Annotated in this window: 15 protein-coding genes; 5 read left to right on the top strand and 10 right to left on the bottom strand. The window is 60.2% G+C overall.

The window, feature by feature from the left end; translation table 11 throughout:
• Window positions 1-23: 23 nt before the first annotated feature.
• Window positions 24-1,532, bottom strand: a complete 1,509-nt coding sequence (gene glpK / locus EDY99_RS20740) for a glycerol kinase GlpK (RefSeq protein ID WP_025304664.1) — start codon at window positions 1,530-1,532, stop codon at window positions 24-26.
• Between the two features lie 42 nt (window positions 1,533-1,574).
• Window positions 1,575-2,420, bottom strand: a complete 846-nt coding sequence (locus EDY99_RS20735) for an MIP/aquaporin family protein (RefSeq protein ID WP_004931095.1) — start codon at window positions 2,418-2,420, stop codon at window positions 1,575-1,577.
• 524 nt (window positions 2,421-2,944) lie between these two features.
• On the opposite strand from EDY99_RS20735, the gene zapB reads away from it, so the two are divergent.
• Window positions 2,945-3,184: a septal ring assembly protein ZapB gene (gene zapB, locus EDY99_RS20730; protein ID WP_004931092.1), complete on the top strand. Its 240-nt coding sequence runs from the start codon at window positions 2,945-2,947 to the stop codon at window positions 3,182-3,184.
• A gap of 60 nt (window positions 3,185-3,244) precedes the next feature.
• Here the strand turns inward: zapB and rraA are convergent, their stop codons facing one another.
• From rraA to priA, 7 genes are all read right to left on the bottom strand, one after another.
• Window positions 3,245-3,730 (bottom strand): ribonuclease E activity regulator RraA, encoded by a 486-nt coding sequence (gene rraA / locus EDY99_RS20725; protein WP_004931090.1) that lies wholly within the window; start codon window positions 3,728-3,730, stop codon window positions 3,245-3,247.
• Between the two features lie 75 nt (window positions 3,731-3,805).
• Window positions 3,806-4,723: a 1,4-dihydroxy-2-naphthoate polyprenyltransferase gene (locus tag EDY99_RS20720; RefSeq protein WP_046687964.1), complete on the bottom strand. Its 918-nt coding sequence runs from the start codon at window positions 4,721-4,723 to the stop codon at window positions 3,806-3,808.
• A 96-nt stretch (window positions 4,724-4,819) separates the two neighbouring features.
• Complete coding sequence (gene hslU, locus EDY99_RS20715) at window positions 4,820-6,154, bottom strand: HslU--HslV peptidase ATPase subunit (RefSeq protein WP_033645212.1); 1,335 nt, start codon at window positions 6,152-6,154, stop codon at window positions 4,820-4,822.
• Between the two features lie 12 nt (window positions 6,155-6,166).
• Window positions 6,167-6,697 (bottom strand): ATP-dependent protease subunit HslV, encoded by a 531-nt coding sequence (gene hslV / locus EDY99_RS20710; RefSeq protein ID WP_004931085.1) that lies wholly within the window; start codon window positions 6,695-6,697, stop codon window positions 6,167-6,169.
• A 102-nt stretch (window positions 6,698-6,799) separates the two neighbouring features.
• Entirely contained in the window at window positions 6,800-7,732 is a 933-nt protein-coding gene (gene ftsN / locus EDY99_RS20705; RefSeq protein WP_033645213.1) for a cell division protein FtsN, read from the bottom strand.
• A 65-nt stretch (window positions 7,733-7,797) separates the two neighbouring features.
• Window positions 7,798-8,826: a DNA-binding transcriptional regulator CytR gene (gene cytR, locus EDY99_RS20700; protein WP_025304661.1), complete on the bottom strand. Its 1,029-nt coding sequence runs from the start codon at window positions 8,824-8,826 to the stop codon at window positions 7,798-7,800.
• A gap of 291 nt (window positions 8,827-9,117) precedes the next feature.
• Window positions 9,118-11,313, bottom strand: coding sequence for a primosomal protein N' (gene priA / locus EDY99_RS20695; RefSeq protein ID WP_047573319.1), 2,196 nt, complete (start codon window positions 11,311-11,313; stop codon window positions 9,118-9,120).
• Between the two features lie 200 nt (window positions 11,314-11,513).
• On the opposite strand from priA, the gene rpmE reads away from it, so the two are divergent.
• Entirely contained in the window at window positions 11,514-11,729 is a 216-nt protein-coding gene (rpmE, locus tag EDY99_RS20690) for a 50S ribosomal protein L31 (protein ID WP_004931078.1), read from the top strand.
• Between the two features lie 77 nt (window positions 11,730-11,806).
• Here the strand turns inward: rpmE and metJ are convergent, their stop codons facing one another.
• Complete coding sequence (gene metJ, locus EDY99_RS20685; RefSeq protein WP_004931076.1) at window positions 11,807-12,124, bottom strand: met regulon transcriptional regulator MetJ; 318 nt, start codon at window positions 12,122-12,124, stop codon at window positions 11,807-11,809.
• A 304-nt stretch (window positions 12,125-12,428) separates the two neighbouring features.
• Here metJ and metB point away from each other — a divergent pair, with 304 nt between their 5' ends.
• From metB to metF, 3 genes are all read left to right on the top strand, one after another.
• A complete protein-coding gene (metB, locus tag EDY99_RS20680; protein ID WP_033645215.1) occupies window positions 12,429-13,589 on the top strand; it encodes a cystathionine gamma-synthase in 1,161 nt (386 codons plus the stop codon).
• A 2-nt stretch (window positions 13,590-13,591) separates the two neighbouring features.
• On the top strand, window positions 13,592-16,027 hold the full coding sequence (locus EDY99_RS20675; RefSeq protein ID WP_033645216.1) for a bifunctional aspartate kinase/homoserine dehydrogenase II: 2,436 nt from the start codon (window positions 13,592-13,594) through the stop codon (window positions 16,025-16,027).
• A gap of 228 nt (window positions 16,028-16,255) precedes the next feature.
• Window positions 16,256-17,152 carry a methylenetetrahydrofolate reductase gene (metF, locus tag EDY99_RS20670; protein WP_033645217.1) on the top strand — a complete coding sequence of 299 codons (897 nt, stop codon included), beginning with the start codon at window positions 16,256-16,258 and terminating at the stop codon, window positions 17,150-17,152.
• Window positions 17,153-17,193: the final 41 nt, after the last annotated feature.

Raw genomic sequence — 17,193 nt, 5'->3', positions numbered from 1 at the left:
TTGGGGTAACGGCAAGGCTGGGTTTAGTCGTGATCTTCCCACGCCTGCGCGCGAGCCACCGCTTTTTTCCAGCCGCTGTAGCGGTAGTTGCGTTCGGTAGTTTCGATGCTTGGACGGAATTCACGCTCAATCACCGCTTTGCTCTTCACTTCATCCAGATCGTTCCAGTAGCCGATGGCCAGGCCCGCCAGGAACGCGGCGCCCAACGCCGTCGATTCACGCACTTCAGGGCGCTCTACGCGGGTGCCGAGGATATCGGACTGGAACTGCATCAGGAAGTTGTTGGCGACCGCGCCGCCGTCCACGCGCAGCGATTGCAGGCGGGTGTTGGCGTCGGCCTGCATGGCGTCCAGCACGTCGCGCGTCTGGAAGGCGATGGATTCCAGCGTGGCGCGGATGATGTGGTTGCTGTTGGCACCGCGGGTCAGGCCGAAGATGGCGCCGCGGGCATACGGATCCCAGTAGGGCGCGCCCAGGCCGGTGAAGGCCGGCACCACATAGACGCCGTTGCTGTCTTTCACCTTGGTGGCGAAATATTCGGAGTCGGCGGCGTCGCTGATCAGTTTCAGCTCGTCGCGCAGCCACTGGATAGACGCACCGCCGATGAACACCGCGCCTTCCAGCGCATAGTTCACTTCGCCGCGCGGGCCGCAGGCGATGGTGGTCAGCAAACCGTTTTTCGAGCGCACCGCTTCTTTGCCGGTGTTCATCAGCAGGAAGCAGCCGGTGCCGTAGGTGTTCTTCGCCATGCCCGGTTGAACGCACAGCTGGCCGTACAATGCCGCTTGCTGGTCGCCGGCGATACCGGCGATAGGAATACGCGTGCCGCCCTTGCCGCCGATGTTGGTCTGGCCGTATACCTCGGAGGAAGGACGGACTTTCGGCAGCATGGCGCGCGGAATGTCCAGCACTTCCAGCATGCGTTCGTCCCAGTCCAGCTCGTGGATGTTGAACATCATGGTGCGTGAGGCGTTGGTGTAATCGGTGACGTGTACGCGCCCCTGGGTCATCTTCCACACCAGCCAGGTATCGACGGTGCCGAACAGCAGTTCGCCGCGCTTGGCGCGCTCGCGGGCGCCTTCGACGTTGTCCAGGATCCATTTCACCTTGGTGCCGGAGAAGTAGGGGTCAACCACCAGGCCGGTGTTGTGACGGATATACTCTTCCAGGCCGTCGCGCTTGAGCTTCTCGCAGATGTCGGCGGTGCGGCGGCACTGCCAGACGATGGCGTTGTAGACCGGCTTGCCGGTCTCTTTTTCCCAGACGATGGTGGTTTCGCGCTGGTTGGTGATGCCGATGCCGGCGATCTGATCGGAATTGATGTCGGCCTTCGCCAGCACTTCTACCAGCGTCGAGCTTTGCGACGCCCAGATCTCCATCGGGTCGTGCTCAACCCAGCCGGCCTTTGGATAGATCTGCGGGAATTCGCGTTGCGATACCGCAACGATGTTGGCGTCGTGATCGAGCACGACGGCGCGTGAGCTGGTGGTCCCTTGGTCGAGTGCGACAATGTATTTTTTTTCTACAGTCATGGTAATTATCCTGCTGTTGTTAACCGTTTAAAACTGCACCCATCACGCTTTACGCTGCTGGGTCTTGGCGTCGGGCTCTTCTTCCGTCACGCAGACGTCGCACGGCAGGTGGCGGCCAATCAGCGCGCGGTAACCGAAAGCGCCCAGGCCACAGCCGACGATAGGGGCGAAGATCGGCACCAGGAAGTACGGGATGTCGCGCGCGCCGGTGAAGGCGACTTTGCCCCAGCCGGCCAGGTAGGCGAACAGTTTCGGCCCGAAGTCACGCGCCGGGTTCAACGCAAAGCCGGTCAATGGTCCCATGGAGGCGCCGATCACGGCAATCAGAATACCGATCAGCAGCGGCGCCAGCGGGCCGCGCGGAATGCCGTTGCCGTCGTCGGTCAGCGCCAGGATCAGGCACATCAGGATCGCAGCGATCACCATTTCTACCAGGAAGGCCTGGCCGACGGAGATGTGCGCGTTAGGGTAAGTCGAGAAGATGCCGGCCAGTTCAAGGCTTTCGTTGCTGCCGCGCACCATATGGTGAGCCGCTTCGAAGTCGAAGAACAGGTTGTAGTACAGCCCGTAGACCAGGGCGGCGGCGCAGAAGGCGCCGGCGATCTGCGCAATGATGTAAGGCACCACTTTGCGCCCGTCGAAGCAGGCGAACAGCCACAGGGCGAGGGTGACCGCCGGGTTGAGATGCGCGCCGGAAATGGCGGCGGTCAGATAGATGGCCATGGCGACGCCGAGGCCCCAAATGATGCTGATTTCCCACTGGCCGAAGCTGGCGCCCGCCAGTTTCAGTGCGGCAACGCAGCCTACGCCAAAGAAGATCAGCAGCGCCGTGCCGAGGAACTCGGCGATGCACTGGCCTTTTAATGTCGGACTGGTGGTTTGGCTCATAATGTTGGTGTCCTGCAAAACGGCGGTTGTTGGTTTATAGGCTCAGCCAGGTATACATCTGACCTATGGGCACAGTTTTTTTCATCTCGTCCAATTATTGAATGAGGACGTGATGTAAATTTATCGTTAACGAACATAAACGAGAAATAGCGAAATCAAAATGTGTGTGGCGCGTCATAAAATTGAGCGATTTCGCGTCGTTCAGTGTTCTTTCTGAGCCATAAAAGTGTGATCTGACCAGTGGTTTGGCGAGGGGCGTTAACAACTCGCGGCGGCGGCGGCGGGGATTTTCAGTTTTTACTGATGGCGAGGGCAGGAAAATTGCAACAGACTGCGCGATGATCCGGTATGTTGCTAGACAGGCGGAGACTGGCTACTTACAATCGTTTTTAACGAATCGAGACTGGCGCGCCTTCCGTAACGGCGCGCGTCACTGAGCGCGATGCAATATTCGCAGTAGCTGCAGCCGACGTTGCGGCCGCTACTTATAGATGTACGCCTTGCTATCATGAGGGGACTGAAGCATGTCATTTGAAGTATTTGAGAAACTGGAAGCAAAAGTACAGCAGGCGATTGATACCATCACCTTGTTGCAGATGGAAATTGAAGAGCTGAAAGACAAAAACAACTCTCTGTCGCAGGAAGTGCAGGCTGCCTCCGGCAACCACGAAGCGCTGGTGCGCGAAAACCAACAGCTGAAAGAAGAACAGCACGTATGGCAAGATCGCCTGCGCGCGCTGCTGGGCAAAATGGAAGAGGTTTGATTCCTTACGCCATGCAGCAACGAAAAGGGCGCCTGAGGCGCCCTTTTTCATGTCCGAAAATCACTCGATGTCGAGCGGGTCTTCGGAGAGGATGATGCCGGTGTTGTCGGCATACAGGTGGTCGCCGGAGAAGAAGGTGACGCCACCGAAGTTGACGCGGATATCGCTTTCGCCCACGCCTTCGCTTACGGCACCCGCCGGGATCGCCGCCATCGCCTGAATGCCGATGTCGAGCTCTTCCAGATCGTCCACCTGGCGCACCGCGCCGTACACCACGATGCCTTCCCATTCGTTCTGGGCGGCCAGGCGCGCCAGTTCGGCGTTGATCAGCGCCCGGCGTACCGAACCGCCGCCGTCGACCAACAGCACGCGGCCGCGACCGTTTTCTTCAAGCAGATCGAATAACAGGCCGTTATCCTCAAAGCATTTCACCGTGGTGATCTGCCCGCCAAATGAAGTACGCCCGCCAAAATTGGAGAACAGAGGTTCAACAACGTTCACCTCTTCATGATAGATGTCGCAAAGTTCGGAAGTATCGTATTTCATAGGATTTTACGTCTGTTTGCCGCAGGAATGTTCAGTATATCCCTTTATTCGCCCTGTTGGCAAAATCATCAGTTTTTAACTGAGCGCCACGCCGATGGCGAACAGCAGGTTGGCCAGCAACGCCGCCTTGACCATATGCTCCAGCATCGGCCGCATGCCGACCGGCGTCGGATCGCGCAGCACGCGCAGGCCGTGGCGCACCAGCAGCGGGATCGCCAGCACGAACAGCCAACCCCACAGGCTGTGGAGGTTGAACAGCGTAAACAGCGCGAAACACAGCACCGCGCCGCCGAGCAGCAGGGCGTGGTAAATGCGCGCCTTGTGCGGGCCGAGACGCACCGCCAGCGTATTCTTGCCGTTTTCGCGATCGCTTTCGATATCGCGCAGATTGTTGATGTTGAGTACCGCCGTCGCCAGCAGGCCGCAGGCGGTGGCCGGTAGCATCACGACGCTGTCGAAGGTGTGCGTCTGCAAATAGTAGGTGCCGGCCACGCTCAGCCAGCCGAAGAACACCAGCACCGAGATGTCGCCCAGCCCCAAATACCCGTAGGGTTTGTTGCCGACGGTGTAGGTGATGGCCGCCACGATAGACAGCCCGCCCAGCACCAGGAAGCCCACCACGTCGCTGGGTTGCTCGCAGGCGACGGCGATCAGCGAACAGCCGGCGAGGGCGATCAGCACTACCGTCACCACCAGCGCCCGTTTCATCTGCGCCTGGGTGATCATGCCCTTTTGCATGCCGCGCAACGGCCCGATGCGATCTTCTTTGTCGCTGCCTTTGACCGCATCGCCGTAGTCATTCGCCAGGTTGGAGAGGATCTGCAGCAGACCGGCGGTCACCAGCGCCAGCAGCGCCACTTCAGGTTTCAGGCTGCCGTGCCAGGCGGCGATCGCCGAGCCGACCACGATGGAGGCAAAGGCCAACGGCAGGGTGCGGGGGCGTAGACTTTCGAGCCAGGCGGAAATCGGGGTGGTGGAGGTTGATGAGCTCATGTTTCGCTTCTGTCAGTAAGTTGCGGTGTCCGTTAGAAATAATTGTGGGAGGCAATGCCTCCCACACAGATGACTGACAAGACAATGATTGAGCGATTATAGGATAAAACGACTCAAATCTTCATCCGCCACCAGTTCATCCAGATGACTGCGCACGTAATCCGCATCAATTGTAATGGATTGGCCATTAATTTCACTCGCATCGTAGGAAATATCTTCCATCAGACGCTCCAGCACGGTGTGCAGACGACGCGCGCCGATGTTCTCGGTGCTTTCGTTGACCTGCCACGCGGCTTCGGCGATGCGGCGGATGCCGTCGGCGGTGAACTCGATATTGACGCCTTCGGTGCCCATCAGCGCTTTGTACTGTTCGGTCAGCGACGCGCTCGGCTCGGTCAGGATGCGCTCGAAGTCTTCGGTGGTCAGCGCCTGCAGCTCAACGCGGATCGGCAGACGGCCCTGCAGTTCCGGGATCAGATCCGACGGATTGGCGGTCTGGAACGCGCCGGAAGCGATGAACAGAATGTGGTCGGTTTTCACCATGCCGTGCTTGGTGGACACGGTGCACCCTTCCACCAGCGGCAGCAGATCGCGCTGCACGCCTTCGCGGGAGACGTCCGGGCCGGAGCTTTGGCCGCCGCGCTTACAGATTTTGTCGATCTCATCGATAAACACGATGCCGTGCTGCTCAACCGCTTCGATCGCCTGCTCTTTCAGCTCTTCCGGGTTCACCAGCTTGGCGGCTTCTTCTTCCACCAGCAGCTTGAAGGCTTCTTTGATCTTCAGTTTGCGCGGTTTTTGCTTTTGGCCGCCGAGGTTCTGGAACATCGACTGCAGCTGGTTGGTCATCTCCTCCATGCCCGGAGGCGCCATGATTTCCACGCCCATCGGCGCGGCGGCCAGATCGATTTCGATCTCTTTGTCATCCAGCTGGCCTTCGCGCAGTTTCTTGCGGAATGCCTGGCGGGCGGCGGACGGTTCCTGGCCTTCTTCCGGCTGGCCCCAGTTGTTTTTGGCCGGCGGGATCAGCACGTCGAGAATGCGCTCTTCGGCCAACTCTTCGGCACGGGTGCGGTTTTTCTCGATCGACTGCATGCGCACCATTTTGATGGCGGCATCGGTCAGATCGCGAATGATGGAGTCCACTTCTTTGCCCACATAGCCCACTTCGGTGAACTTGGTGGCTTCAACCTTGATGAACGGCGCGTTGGCCAGCTTCGCCAGACGGCGGGCGATTTCGGTTTTACCGACGCCGGTCGGGCCGATCATCAGAATGTTTTTCGGGGTCACTTCGTGACGCAGCATCTCGTTGAGCTGCATCCGGCGCCAGCGGTTGCGCAGGGCAATGGCGACAGCGCGTTTGGCCTTGTTTTGGCCAATGATATAGCTGTCCAGTTCGCTGACGATCTCGCGCGGGGTCATTTCAGACATGGTATTCGATCCTTACGCTTTGGAAGGCAATTCTTCAATGGTGTGGAAATGGTTGGTGTAAATACAGATGTCGCCGGCGATGTTGAGGGATTTCTCAACGATGTCGCGGGCGCTCAGCTCGGTATTTTCCAACATGGCGCGGGCGGCGGCCTGGGCGTACGGGCCGCCGGAGCCGATGGCGATCAGATCGTTTTCCGGCTGCACCACATCGCCGTTGCCGGTGATGATCAGCGAGGCGGTTTCATCGGCGACCGCCAGCAGCGCTTCGAGCTTGCGCAGCATGCGGTCGGTGCGCCAGTCTTTCGCCAGCTCGACGGCGGCTTTCACCAGGTGGCCCTGATGCATTTCCAGTTTGCGTTCAAACAGTTCAAACAGCGTGAAGGCGTCAGCGGTGCCACCGGCGAAACCGGCGATCACTTTGTCGTTATACAGGCGACGCACTTTCTTGACGTTACCCTTCATCACCGTATTACCCAGGGTTGCCTGGCCATCACCACCGATGACGACCTGGCCGTTGCGGCGTACGCTTACAATTGTTGTCACGAGCAGACCCTCGTTAAAGACGGAAAGAAGTCCCCGCAGCGCCTGCTTTCGCAGACGCTACGAGGCATATTGAGAGTATAGATGGGGGGGGATTGACGCTTTTCAACCCCCAACGGAGAGGGGAATGCAACTCGACATGCCGACGCCCTTCAGGCGCGAAAGGGTTTTGTCCGCTGCGGCGCGGCTGCTGTAGGGGCCGAGCACCACGCGATTCCAACCGCCACCGGCGGTGATGCGGCTCTCGATGCCCTCGAACGCCAGGCGCGCACGCACGGATTCAGCCTGATCGGTGGCGCGGAACGAACCGCATTGCACCATCCACTTCTGTTTCGATTCCGGTTTGGTGTCCTGCTTGGCCGTTTCCTGTTTCACTTCCGGTTTGGGCTCCGGCTTCGGTTGCGGCTTCGGCTCAGGCTGTTTCACCTGCGCCGGCGGCGGGGTGACTTGCTTCGGCTGCTGGTGCTGCTGCACCGGCGCGGTGGTGGCCCCGTTGTTGAACGGGTTGCGCGGCGCCTGAGTGACCTGCTGCTGTTGCTGTACCGGCTGCTGCTGCATTTGCGGTTGTTGCATCTGCTGCTGGCGGTTGCCGCGCGCGTTGGCCTGGCCCGGATCGTTATACGGCACTTCATTCAGCTGCGTCGGGCGCTGTTGCATGTCGGCCTGCATCTGCTCCAGCAGTTGCCGTTGTTCGGCGGTCAGCTGAGTTTTGGAATTGAGCTCGCCGCCGGCCGTCGGTTCGGTCGGGGTTTGCACGCCGATCTGTCGGTTTTCCAGCTCTTTGATATAGCGCCAGCGCTCTTCCGGCTTCGGCGGCAGGCCGTTGCCTGGGCGAGTGGTGTGCGCAGGCAACAACGGCGCGTCTTCCGGCTTGTTGTGCGTAATGAAATAGAGGCCACCGACAAAGACAACCAGCAACGCGACGGCTAACGCCAGCACGGTTTTGGAAACCTTCGGAGAACTGCGTTTTTTACGGCTGGGGGTTTTGCGCTTAGCTCCTGCTGCGCGCCCACGGCTTACATAGTCTTTTTGTGCCACTATTATTCCGCTGTGTCCTGATGAGAGGATAAGTCCGTCATGTTACTGAACCCTAAAATATTTGACTAGCGTTTCGGAGCAGCGGTGCTGCCTCTGATAATCAATTCACTGTCCAAGAGTCGGGAGCCGCTGGCCACCGTCTGGCCGTTCAACTGCTCCAACAGCAACAACATCGCCTGCTGGCCGATCTGGAAGCGCGGCTGCGCCACCGTGGTCAGCGGCGGATCGCAATACTGCGCCAGCTTGAGGTCGTCAAAGCCGACGATCGACAGATCCTGCGGTACCCGCAGCCCCATTTTCTTCGCCTGGGACAGCACGCCGATCGCCATGACGTCGCTGTGGCAGAACACCGCCGTCGGCGGTTTCGGCTGAGCCATCAACTGGGTCAGCGCTTGCGCGCCGGCTTCGTAGGTAAAATCACCCCGGGTAATATAGCTGCTTTCGACGGTAATGCCATTACGGCGTAGCGCTTGAACATAACCTTGCAGCCGATAATGGCTCAGCGGCATCTGTTCCGGCCCGGCGACGCAGGCGATCTGCCGGTGGCCCAATTGATGCAAATAATGCACGGCTTCAAAGGCGGCGGTCAGGTTGTCGATATGCACCGTCGGCAGTTCCAGCTCGGGCGCGAACTCATTGGCCATCACCATCGGCGGCAGGTTGCGCTGCTCTTCCTTGCTGGCGTCGAACGGTAGATTAGAGCCCAGCAGCAGCATGCCGTCGATCTGTTTGGTGATGATCAGATTGACGAAGGTGCGTTCTTGCTGGTTCTGCTGCGCGCAGTCGCCGATCAGCACCAGATAGCCTTGTTGGGCGGCGGTCTGTTCGATCCCCTGGATCACATCCGCGAAAAACGGATCGCAGATGTCGGGCACGATCACCAGGATGGTGCGAGATTCGTTGCGTTTGATATTGCGTGACAGAGCATGAGGAGAATAACCCACGGCCAGCACGGCCTGTTCCACTTTCTGACGCGTTGGCGTTGACACCTTTTCCGGATTCATCAGCGCACGCGATACGGTAGCCGTTGAAACGCCCGCCATTTCGGCGACGTCTTTCATGGTCGCCATGGATAACTCTTTCTTGTGTTCCAACGCCTTTCTCCTTGCGTCAGCCCCATGCCGACGCCACTACTGCTGTTTGCTCACAATGTCCGGCATGCGGTGGCGGGATTGTTGTCATTGAGCGCCACTCGCGTTCGAGCACTCCGTCGCGCTGCGATGTGGCGACAAAATTTGCCCTCGCAGACATTCTAAACAGAATACGCCCCGCCTTTGTTACCTAATTTGCATAAAAAATGTGACCTGAGAAGGTTTTTTAGCGTTCACTCGCAATTTAAAGGGTAAACGTTTGCATGACGGCAGCTAAATCGGACTTTTCCGGGATCAGCTGTCGATCGGATCGACATCCAGCGTCCATTTCACCTTGCGCGTTTGCGGCAGGGTGCCGATCAGCGGCAGCGAGCTTTTCATCAGCTGTTGCAGGACGCGCCGTGTCGGATGCTGCAGCAGCAGCTGCCAGCGGAAACGGCCGCCGCGTTTGGACTGCAGCGCCGGCACCGGGCCCATCACCCACAGCGAATCGTCCTTAAGCGGACTGGCTTCCAACAGATTGCGCAGCTGCTGCAGGAACAGCGGGGCCTGTTGGTTATCGTGATCTTCGGCGCGCACGATGATGTGGCTGGTGTAGGGCGGCAGAAACACGCTGTTGCGCTCCGCCAGCGTCTGTTTGGCGAAGGCGTCGTAACCTTGTTGCAGCAGCACCTGCAATAACGGGTGCTCCGGGTGGTGGGTTTGCAGCAGCACTTCACCCTGTTTGCCCGCTCGCCCCGCGCGCCCGGAGACCTGGGTATAGAGCTGAGCGAAACGCTCGGCGGAGCGGAAGTCGGCGGAGAACAGCGCGCCGTCCACGTCCAGCAACGCCACCAGCGTGACGTCGGGAAAATGGTGGCCCTTGGCCAGCATTTGCGTGCCGATCAGAATGCGCGCTTCGCCGCGATGAATATCCGCCAGGTGCTGTTCCAGCGACCCTTTGCGGCTGGTGGTGTCGCGATCGATGCGGGTGATCGGCGTGTCGGGGAACAGCGGCGCCAGCTCATGTTCCAGCTGTTCGGTGCCGACGCCGACCGATACCAGGTGGGTGGAGCCGCACTGCGGGCATTGGTGCGGCACCGGTCGCTGGCTGTCGCAGTGGTGACAGCGCAGCTGGCGCTGATGCTGGTGGAAGGTGTAATAGTGATCGCAGCGCTGGCACTCGGCGATCCAGCCGCACTCGTGGCACAGCAGCGCCGGGGCGTAACCGCGGCGGTTGAGGAACAGCATCACCTGATTGCCGGCTTTTAAATGGTGCTGCATGCTTTTCAAAAGCGGCTGCGACAGGCCGACCTTCAGCGGCAATCCTTTCAGATCGATCAGATGCTGCGCCGCCGGTTTGGCGTTGCCCGCGCGTTGGGTGAGCTTCAACTGGCGATATTTGCCCAGCTGCACGTTGTGCAGCGTTTCCAGTGCTGGCGTGGCGGAGCCCATCACCATCGGGATATCTTCTTCCCGGGCGCGGAACACCGCCAGATCGCGGGCGTGGTAGCGCCAGCCTTCCTGCTGTTTATAAGAGCTGTCGTGCTCTTCGTCGATGATGATAACGCCCAGTTGCCGGAACGGCGTGAACAGCGCCGAGCGGGTGCCGATGACGATCGCGGCTTCGCCGCTGCGCGCGCGCAGCCAAACCGCCAGCCGTTCGCTGTCGTTCAGCCCGGAGTGCAGCACGTCCACCGGCGCGTTGAAGCGCTCGCGAAAGCGGGCGATGGTTTGCGGCGTCAGGCCGATTTCCGGCACCAGCACCAGCGCCTGCCGGCCTTTGGCCAACACGTTTTCCAGCACGCTGAGATACACCTCGGTCTTGCCGGAGCCGGTGACCCCGGCCAGCAGCCAGGCGGCAAACTGCTCATCTTCGCTTCGGATCGCCCCGACGGCGGTGGCCTGTTCGGTATTCAGCCGCAGCCGCTCGCCGAGCACCGCAAAGTTGGGGCGCCAGTCCGGCGTGGCCGCGACCTGAGCGCGCAGATCGATCAGCCCTTTGGCGCGCAGCGCCTGCAGGGCGCTTTCCGTCAGCTCAAGCTGGCTGACCTGATGGCGATAGACCGGGCGTTGCAACAGCGCCGCCAGCGCCTGCTGCTGTTTCGGCGCGCGTTTCAGGCTTTCGGGCGGCGTGGCGCGCCCCTCTTCGGTGGCGAACCACTGCCACAGCGGCGCGGCCTCGGCCGGTTTGCCTTGGCGCAGCAGGATCGGCAGCGCGTGGAACAGCACTTCGCCGATGGGATAGTGGTAGTAATCGCTGGCCCAGCGCAGGATGCGCCACAGGCTGGGGGAGAACAGCGATTCCGTGTCGATCACGCTGTCGATCGGTTTGAGTTTGTCCAACGGCAGTTCGCTGGTGTCGCTGCAGCCGGTGACGATGCCGATTGCATGCTGCCTGCCCCAGGGCACGCCCACGCGCGCGCCGGCCACCGGCTGCATGCCGGGCGGCAGCAGATAGTCGAAGGTGCGGGCGAGGGGGACCGGCAAAGCAACGTGTACGACGGGCATGATCTCATCCAAATTGAAAAAAAGTGGGCATCAGTTTACACGGCGCATCGGCAAATGTACGGTTCCGATTGCGCGCCCCGACTAATGCTGTATAATTTGCCGCCTTTGGTATAATTCGATACCAAAATTCTATTATCAACCACGTGTGGTGTCTGGCGAAACAGGGCTGGATAGCGACACGGCCTTAACTGAGGTTTCCCATGAAACAAGGTATCCACCCAAAATACGAAGAAGTTACTGCTAACTGCTCTTGCGGTAACGTGATGAAGATCCGCTCCACCGTGGGCCACGATCTGAACCTGGACGTTTGTGGCGCATGCCACCCGTTCTACACTGGCAAGCAGCGTGACGTTGCTACCGGTGGCCGCGTTGACCGCTTCAACAAGCGTTTCAGCGTACCAGGCGCTAAGAAATAAGATTTCTTATCGACCGATGAAAAAGGCGCCCTGGGCGCCTTTTTTCTTTTCTGCCGCCGGCGTTCGCCGGGCGGTTCTCAATATTCCCAGGTATCGGGATCGACACCCAGTTCGCGCATCAACGCTTTTGCGGCTTCCGGGATTTCATCGCTGCGCTCTTTGCGCAGGTCTTCATCGTTCGGCAGCGGCTGGCCGGTAAAGGCATGCAGAAACGCTTCGCACAGAAGTTCGCTGTTGGTGGCGTGGCGCAGGTTGTTCACCTGGCGACGGGTCCGTTCGTCGGTGAGGATTTTCAGGACCTTCAGCGGAATGGATACCGTGATCTTTTTGACTTGCTCGCTTTTTTTACCGTGTTCAGCGTAAGGGCTGACATACTCGCCGTTCCACTCAGCCATGGGACACCTTAACTTTGTCAGAAAAATTACAAAATTCTAAAAACCGGCCAATTATGCCCGATCTTCACTGTTCTCACTAAATAAATGTCAATTTTACGCGACCAGGGTCACTGAATGCCCCGCTTCGGCCAGGCATTGCCGCTTAACATCTTATCGTCATGTCATATCGGCATAATTTTAGCGGGTATTGTGTCATTGCTCAATCTATACGCAAAGAAGTTTAGATGTCCAGATGTATTGACGTCTATCAATCCTGCGATTACTCTTTAGGCCTCATTCACCGAACCGAGAGCCGAGCGAGCCCATGACGCGTAAACCAGCCACGATTGCCGTACGCAGCGGCCTGAACGACGACGAACAGTACGGCTGCGTTGTCCCGCCGATTCATCTGTCCAGCACCTATAACTTTACCGACTTCAATCAACCCCGAGCTCATGACTACTCGCGCCGCGGCAACCCGACGCGCGACGTGGTGCAGCGCGCGTTGGCGGAGCTGGAAGGCGGCGCCGGCGCGGTGATGACCGGCAGCGGGATGTCGGCGATCCATCTGGTGACCACCGTACTGCTGAAGCCCGGTGATCTGCTGGTGGCGCCGCACGACTGTTACGGCGGCAGCTATCGGTTATTCGACAGCCTGAGCAAGCGCGGCGCTTATCGCGTGCTGTTCGTCGATCAAGGCAATGAGGCCGCCCTGCAACAGGCGCTGGCGCAAAAGCCGAAGCTGGTGTTGATAGAAAGCCCCAGCAATCCGCTGCTGCGGGTGGTGGACATCGCGGCGATCTGCGCTGCCGCGCACGCGGCGGGCGCGTTGACGGTGGTGGACAACACGTTCCTCAGCCCGGCCCTGCAACAGCCGATCGAACTCGGTGCCGATCTGGTGGTCCATTCTTGCACCAAATACCTGAACGGGCATTCGGACGTGGTGGCCGGCGCGGTGATCGCCAAAGATCCTGAGCTGGCGGTCGAGCTGGCCTGGTGGGCGAACAACATCGGCGTGACCGGCGGCGCGTTCGACAGCTATCTGTTGCTGCGCGGCATGCGCACGTTGTCGCCACGCATCAAGGCGGCGCAACAAAACGCTGAAGCGATTGTTGACTATTTACAGCAGCAACCGCTGGTGAAAAAGCTGTATCATCCTTCCCTGCCGGAGAATCCGGGGCATGAGATCGCCCGTCGTCAGCAGCGCGGTTTCGGCGCGATGCTGAGTTTTGAACTGGACGGCGATGAAGCGGTGCTGCGCCGTTTTCTCTCTGCCCTTGAGCTGTTTACTCTGGCAGAATCGTTGGGCGGCGTAGAAAGCCTGATCTCGCATGCAGCGACCATGACTCACGCCGGCATGGCGGCGGAGGCGCGGGCAGCGGCCGGCATCTCCGAGAGCCTGCTGCGCATTTCCGTGGGTATTGAAGACAGTGAAGATTTGATTGCCGATCTGGAACGCGCTTTCCAGGCGGCGGCAACGAGGTAAGCATGAATGCAATTGCTGTAGCAGGGCCGGTGAGCGGGCGTCAACTGCACAAGTTTGGCGGCAGCAGTCTGGCGGATGTGAAGTGTTATCTGCGTGTGGCCGGGATTATGGCGGAATACAGCCAGCCGGGCGACATGATGGTGGTATCGGCCGCCGGCAGTACCACCAACCAGTTGATCAACTGGCTGAAGCTCAGCCAGAGCGATCGCCTGTCTGCGCACCAGGTGCAGCAGACGTTGCGTCGTTATCACAGCGATCTTATCAGCGGCCTGTTGCCGCCGGAAAGCGCCGAGCCGCTGATCGCCGAGTTCATTCAGGATCTGGAACGCCTGGCGGCGCTGCTGGACGGCAATGTCGACGAGGTGTGCTACGCCGAAGTGGTCGGGCACGGCGAGATTTGGTCGGCGCGCCTGATGGCGGCGGTGCTCAACCACCTGGACATGCAGGCGGCCTGGCTGGATGCGCGTGACTTCCTGCGCGCCGAGCGCGCCGCGCAGCCGCAGGTGGATGAAGGCCGTTCTTACCCGCTGTTGCAACAATTGATGGCCCAACACCCGGGTAAACGCCTGGTAGTGACCGGGTTCATTTCGCGCAACGACGCCGGGGAAACCGTGCTGTTGGGGCGTAACGGCAGCGACTACTCCGCTACTCAGGTCGGCGCGCTGGCCGGCGCTGCGCGCGTCACCATCTGGAGCGACGTGGCCGGGGTTTACAGCGCCGATCCGCGCAAGGTGAAAGATGCCTGCCTGCTGCCGCTGCTGCGTCTGGACGAAGCCAGCGAGCTGGCGCGTCTGGCTGCGCCGGTGTTGCACACCCGTACCCTGCAGCCGGTCTCCGGTAGCGATATCGATCTTCAGCTGCGCTGCAGCTATCAGCCGGAGCAGGGCTCGACGCGCATTGAGCGCGTATTGGCTTCCGGCACCGGCGCCAAGATTGTCACCAGCCACGACGATGTGTGCCTGATTGAACTGCACGTTGCCGCTCAGCATGACTTCAAACTGGCGCAGAAAGAGTTGGATCTGGTGCTCAAGCGCGCGCAGATCAAACCGCTGGCGGTGGGCATCCATCCAGACCGCAACCTGGTGCAGCTGTGCTACACCTCCGAGGTGGTCAACAGCGCGCTGGCGACGCTGCAGGCCGCGGTGCTGCCAGGCGAGCTGCGCCTGCGCGAAGGATTGGCGCTGGTGGCGATGGTCGGCGCCGGGGTGTGCAAGAACCCGCTGCACAGCCACCGTTTCTATCAGCAGCTGAAAGATCAGCCGGTCGAGTTTATCTGGCAGGCGGAAGATGGCATCAGCCTGGTGGCGGTATTGCGCCAGGGGCCGACCGCGCTGCTGATCCAGGGGCTGCACCAAAGCCTGTTCCGCGCCGAGAAGCGCATCGGTCTGGTGCTGTTCGGCAAGGGCAATATCGGGTCGCGCTGGCTGGAGCTGTTCGCCCGTGAGCAGACCAATATCTCCGCGCGCAGCGGCTTCGAATTTATCCTGGCGGGGGTGGTGGACAGCCGCCGCAGCCTGCTGAACTATGACGGGCTGGACGCCAGCCGCGCGCTGGCATTCTTTGAGGACGAAGCGCAGGAGCTGGATGAAGAATCGCTGTTCCTGTGGATGCGCGCGCACCCGTTCGACGATCTGGTGGTGCTCGACGTGACCGCCAGCGAAGAGCTGGCCGGGCAGTATCTGGATTTCGCCAGCTACGGTTTCCACGTGATCAGCGCCAACAAGTTGGCGGGGGCCTCGTGTAGCGACAGCTATCGCCAAATACGCGACGCCTTCGCCAAAACCGGCCGCCACTGGCTGTATAACGCCACCGTCGGCGCCGGCCTGCCGGTCAACCACACGGTGCGCGATCTGCGCGACAGCGGCGACAGCATTCTGGCGATCAGCGGTATCTTCTCCGGCACGCTCTCCTGGCTGTTCCTGCAGTATGACGGCACGGTGCCGTTCACCGAGCTGGTGGATCAGGCCTGGCAGCAGGGGCTGACCGAACCGGATCCGCGGGTCGATCTCTCCGGCCAGGACGTGATGCGCAAGCTGGTGATCCTGGCGCGCGAGGCGGGCTACGACATCGAACCGAACCAGGTGCGGGTCGAGTCGCTGGTGCCGGCGGGGTGCGAGCTGGGCTCCGTCGATCAGTTCTTCGAGAACGGTGAGGCGCTGAATCAGCAGATGCAACAGCGCTTTGAGGCCGCCAGCGAAATGGGCCTGGTGCTGCGCCATGTGGCGCGTTTCGACGCCAACGGCAAGGCGCGGGTCGGCGTAGAGGCGGTGCGCCCTGAGCATCCTCTGGCCTCGCTGCTGCCGTGCGACAACGTGTTCGCCATCGAAAGCCGCTGGTATCGCGATAATCCGCTGGTGATCCGCGGGCCGGGCGCCGGCCGCGATGTGACCGCCGGCGCGATCCAGTCAGACCTTAACCGATTGGCGCAGCTGCTTTAATCCTCTGCGGGCGCGGGCTCACCGCGCCCCTTGGCTTTTCCTGCCATACTTATCTTTGTCGCGATCATGAAATTCCCTCGTTGAGCGGGTGAGGATTAATCATCTTATTCCCCTCATTTTCCTGTTGACTCTTTAGCCAACATGCGGCATTTTCTATCTAGACGTCTAAACGTATAGACGCTCATCAAGATGAAATAAAAACAGTGATCGATAAGAGGTGAGCAGGGTATGAGTTTTTTCCACGCAAACCAGCGGGAAGCGCTGAATCAGAGTCTGGCGGAGTTGAACGGCCAGATTAACGTATCATTCGAGTTCTTCCCGCCACGCACCAGCGAGATGGAAGAGACCCTGTGGCAGTCGATCGATCGTCTGAGCATCCTCAAACCTAAATTCGTTTCCGTCACCTACGGCGCCAACTCCGGCGAGCGCGATCGCACCCACAGCATCATCAAAGGGATCAAGGAACGCACCGGCCTGGAGGCGGCGCCGCACCTGACCTGCATCGACGCCAGCCCGGCGCAGCTGCGCGACATCGCGACCGATTACTGGAACAGCGGCATCCGCCATATCGTGGCGCTGCGCGGCGATCTGCCGCCGGGCGGCGGCAAGCCGGAAATGTACGCGACCGATCTGGTGGCGCTGCTGAAAGACGTGGGTGACTTCGACATTTCCGTCGCCGCTTACCCGGAAGTGCACCCGGAGGCGAAGAGCGCCCAGGCCGATTTGATTAACCTGAAACGCAAGATCGATGCCGGCGCCAGTCGCGCGATTACCCAGTTCTTCTTCGACGTTGAGAGCTACCTGCGCTTTCGCGACCGCTGCGTCGCCGCCGGTATCGACGTGGAAATCGTGCCGGGCATTCTGCCGGTGTCCAACTTCAAGCAGCTGCAGCGCTTCGCCACCATGACCAACGTGCGGGTGCCAAGCTGGATGACCAGCATGTTCGAAGGGCTGGACGACGATGCGGAGACCCGCAAAATGGTTGGTGCCAACATCGCCATGGACATGGTGAAGATCCTGAGCCGCGAAGGGGTGAAAGATTTCCACTTCTATACCCTGAACCGCGCCGAGATGAGTTACGCCATCTGCCACACGCTGGGCGTGCGACCGGTGGCCGCCGCCTGACGGGTCTGTTCCATTTAAAAGGGCGCCGCTTTACCGCGGCG

The sequence above is a fragment of the Serratia sp. LS-1 genome, from assembly GCF_003719595.1.
GTDB classification, from domain to species: Bacteria; Pseudomonadota; Gammaproteobacteria; order Enterobacterales; family Enterobacteriaceae; genus Serratia; species Serratia ureilytica.
The sequence above is the reverse complement of the archived record's forward strand: the minus strand, read 5'-3'. Positions and strand labels throughout refer to the sequence as shown.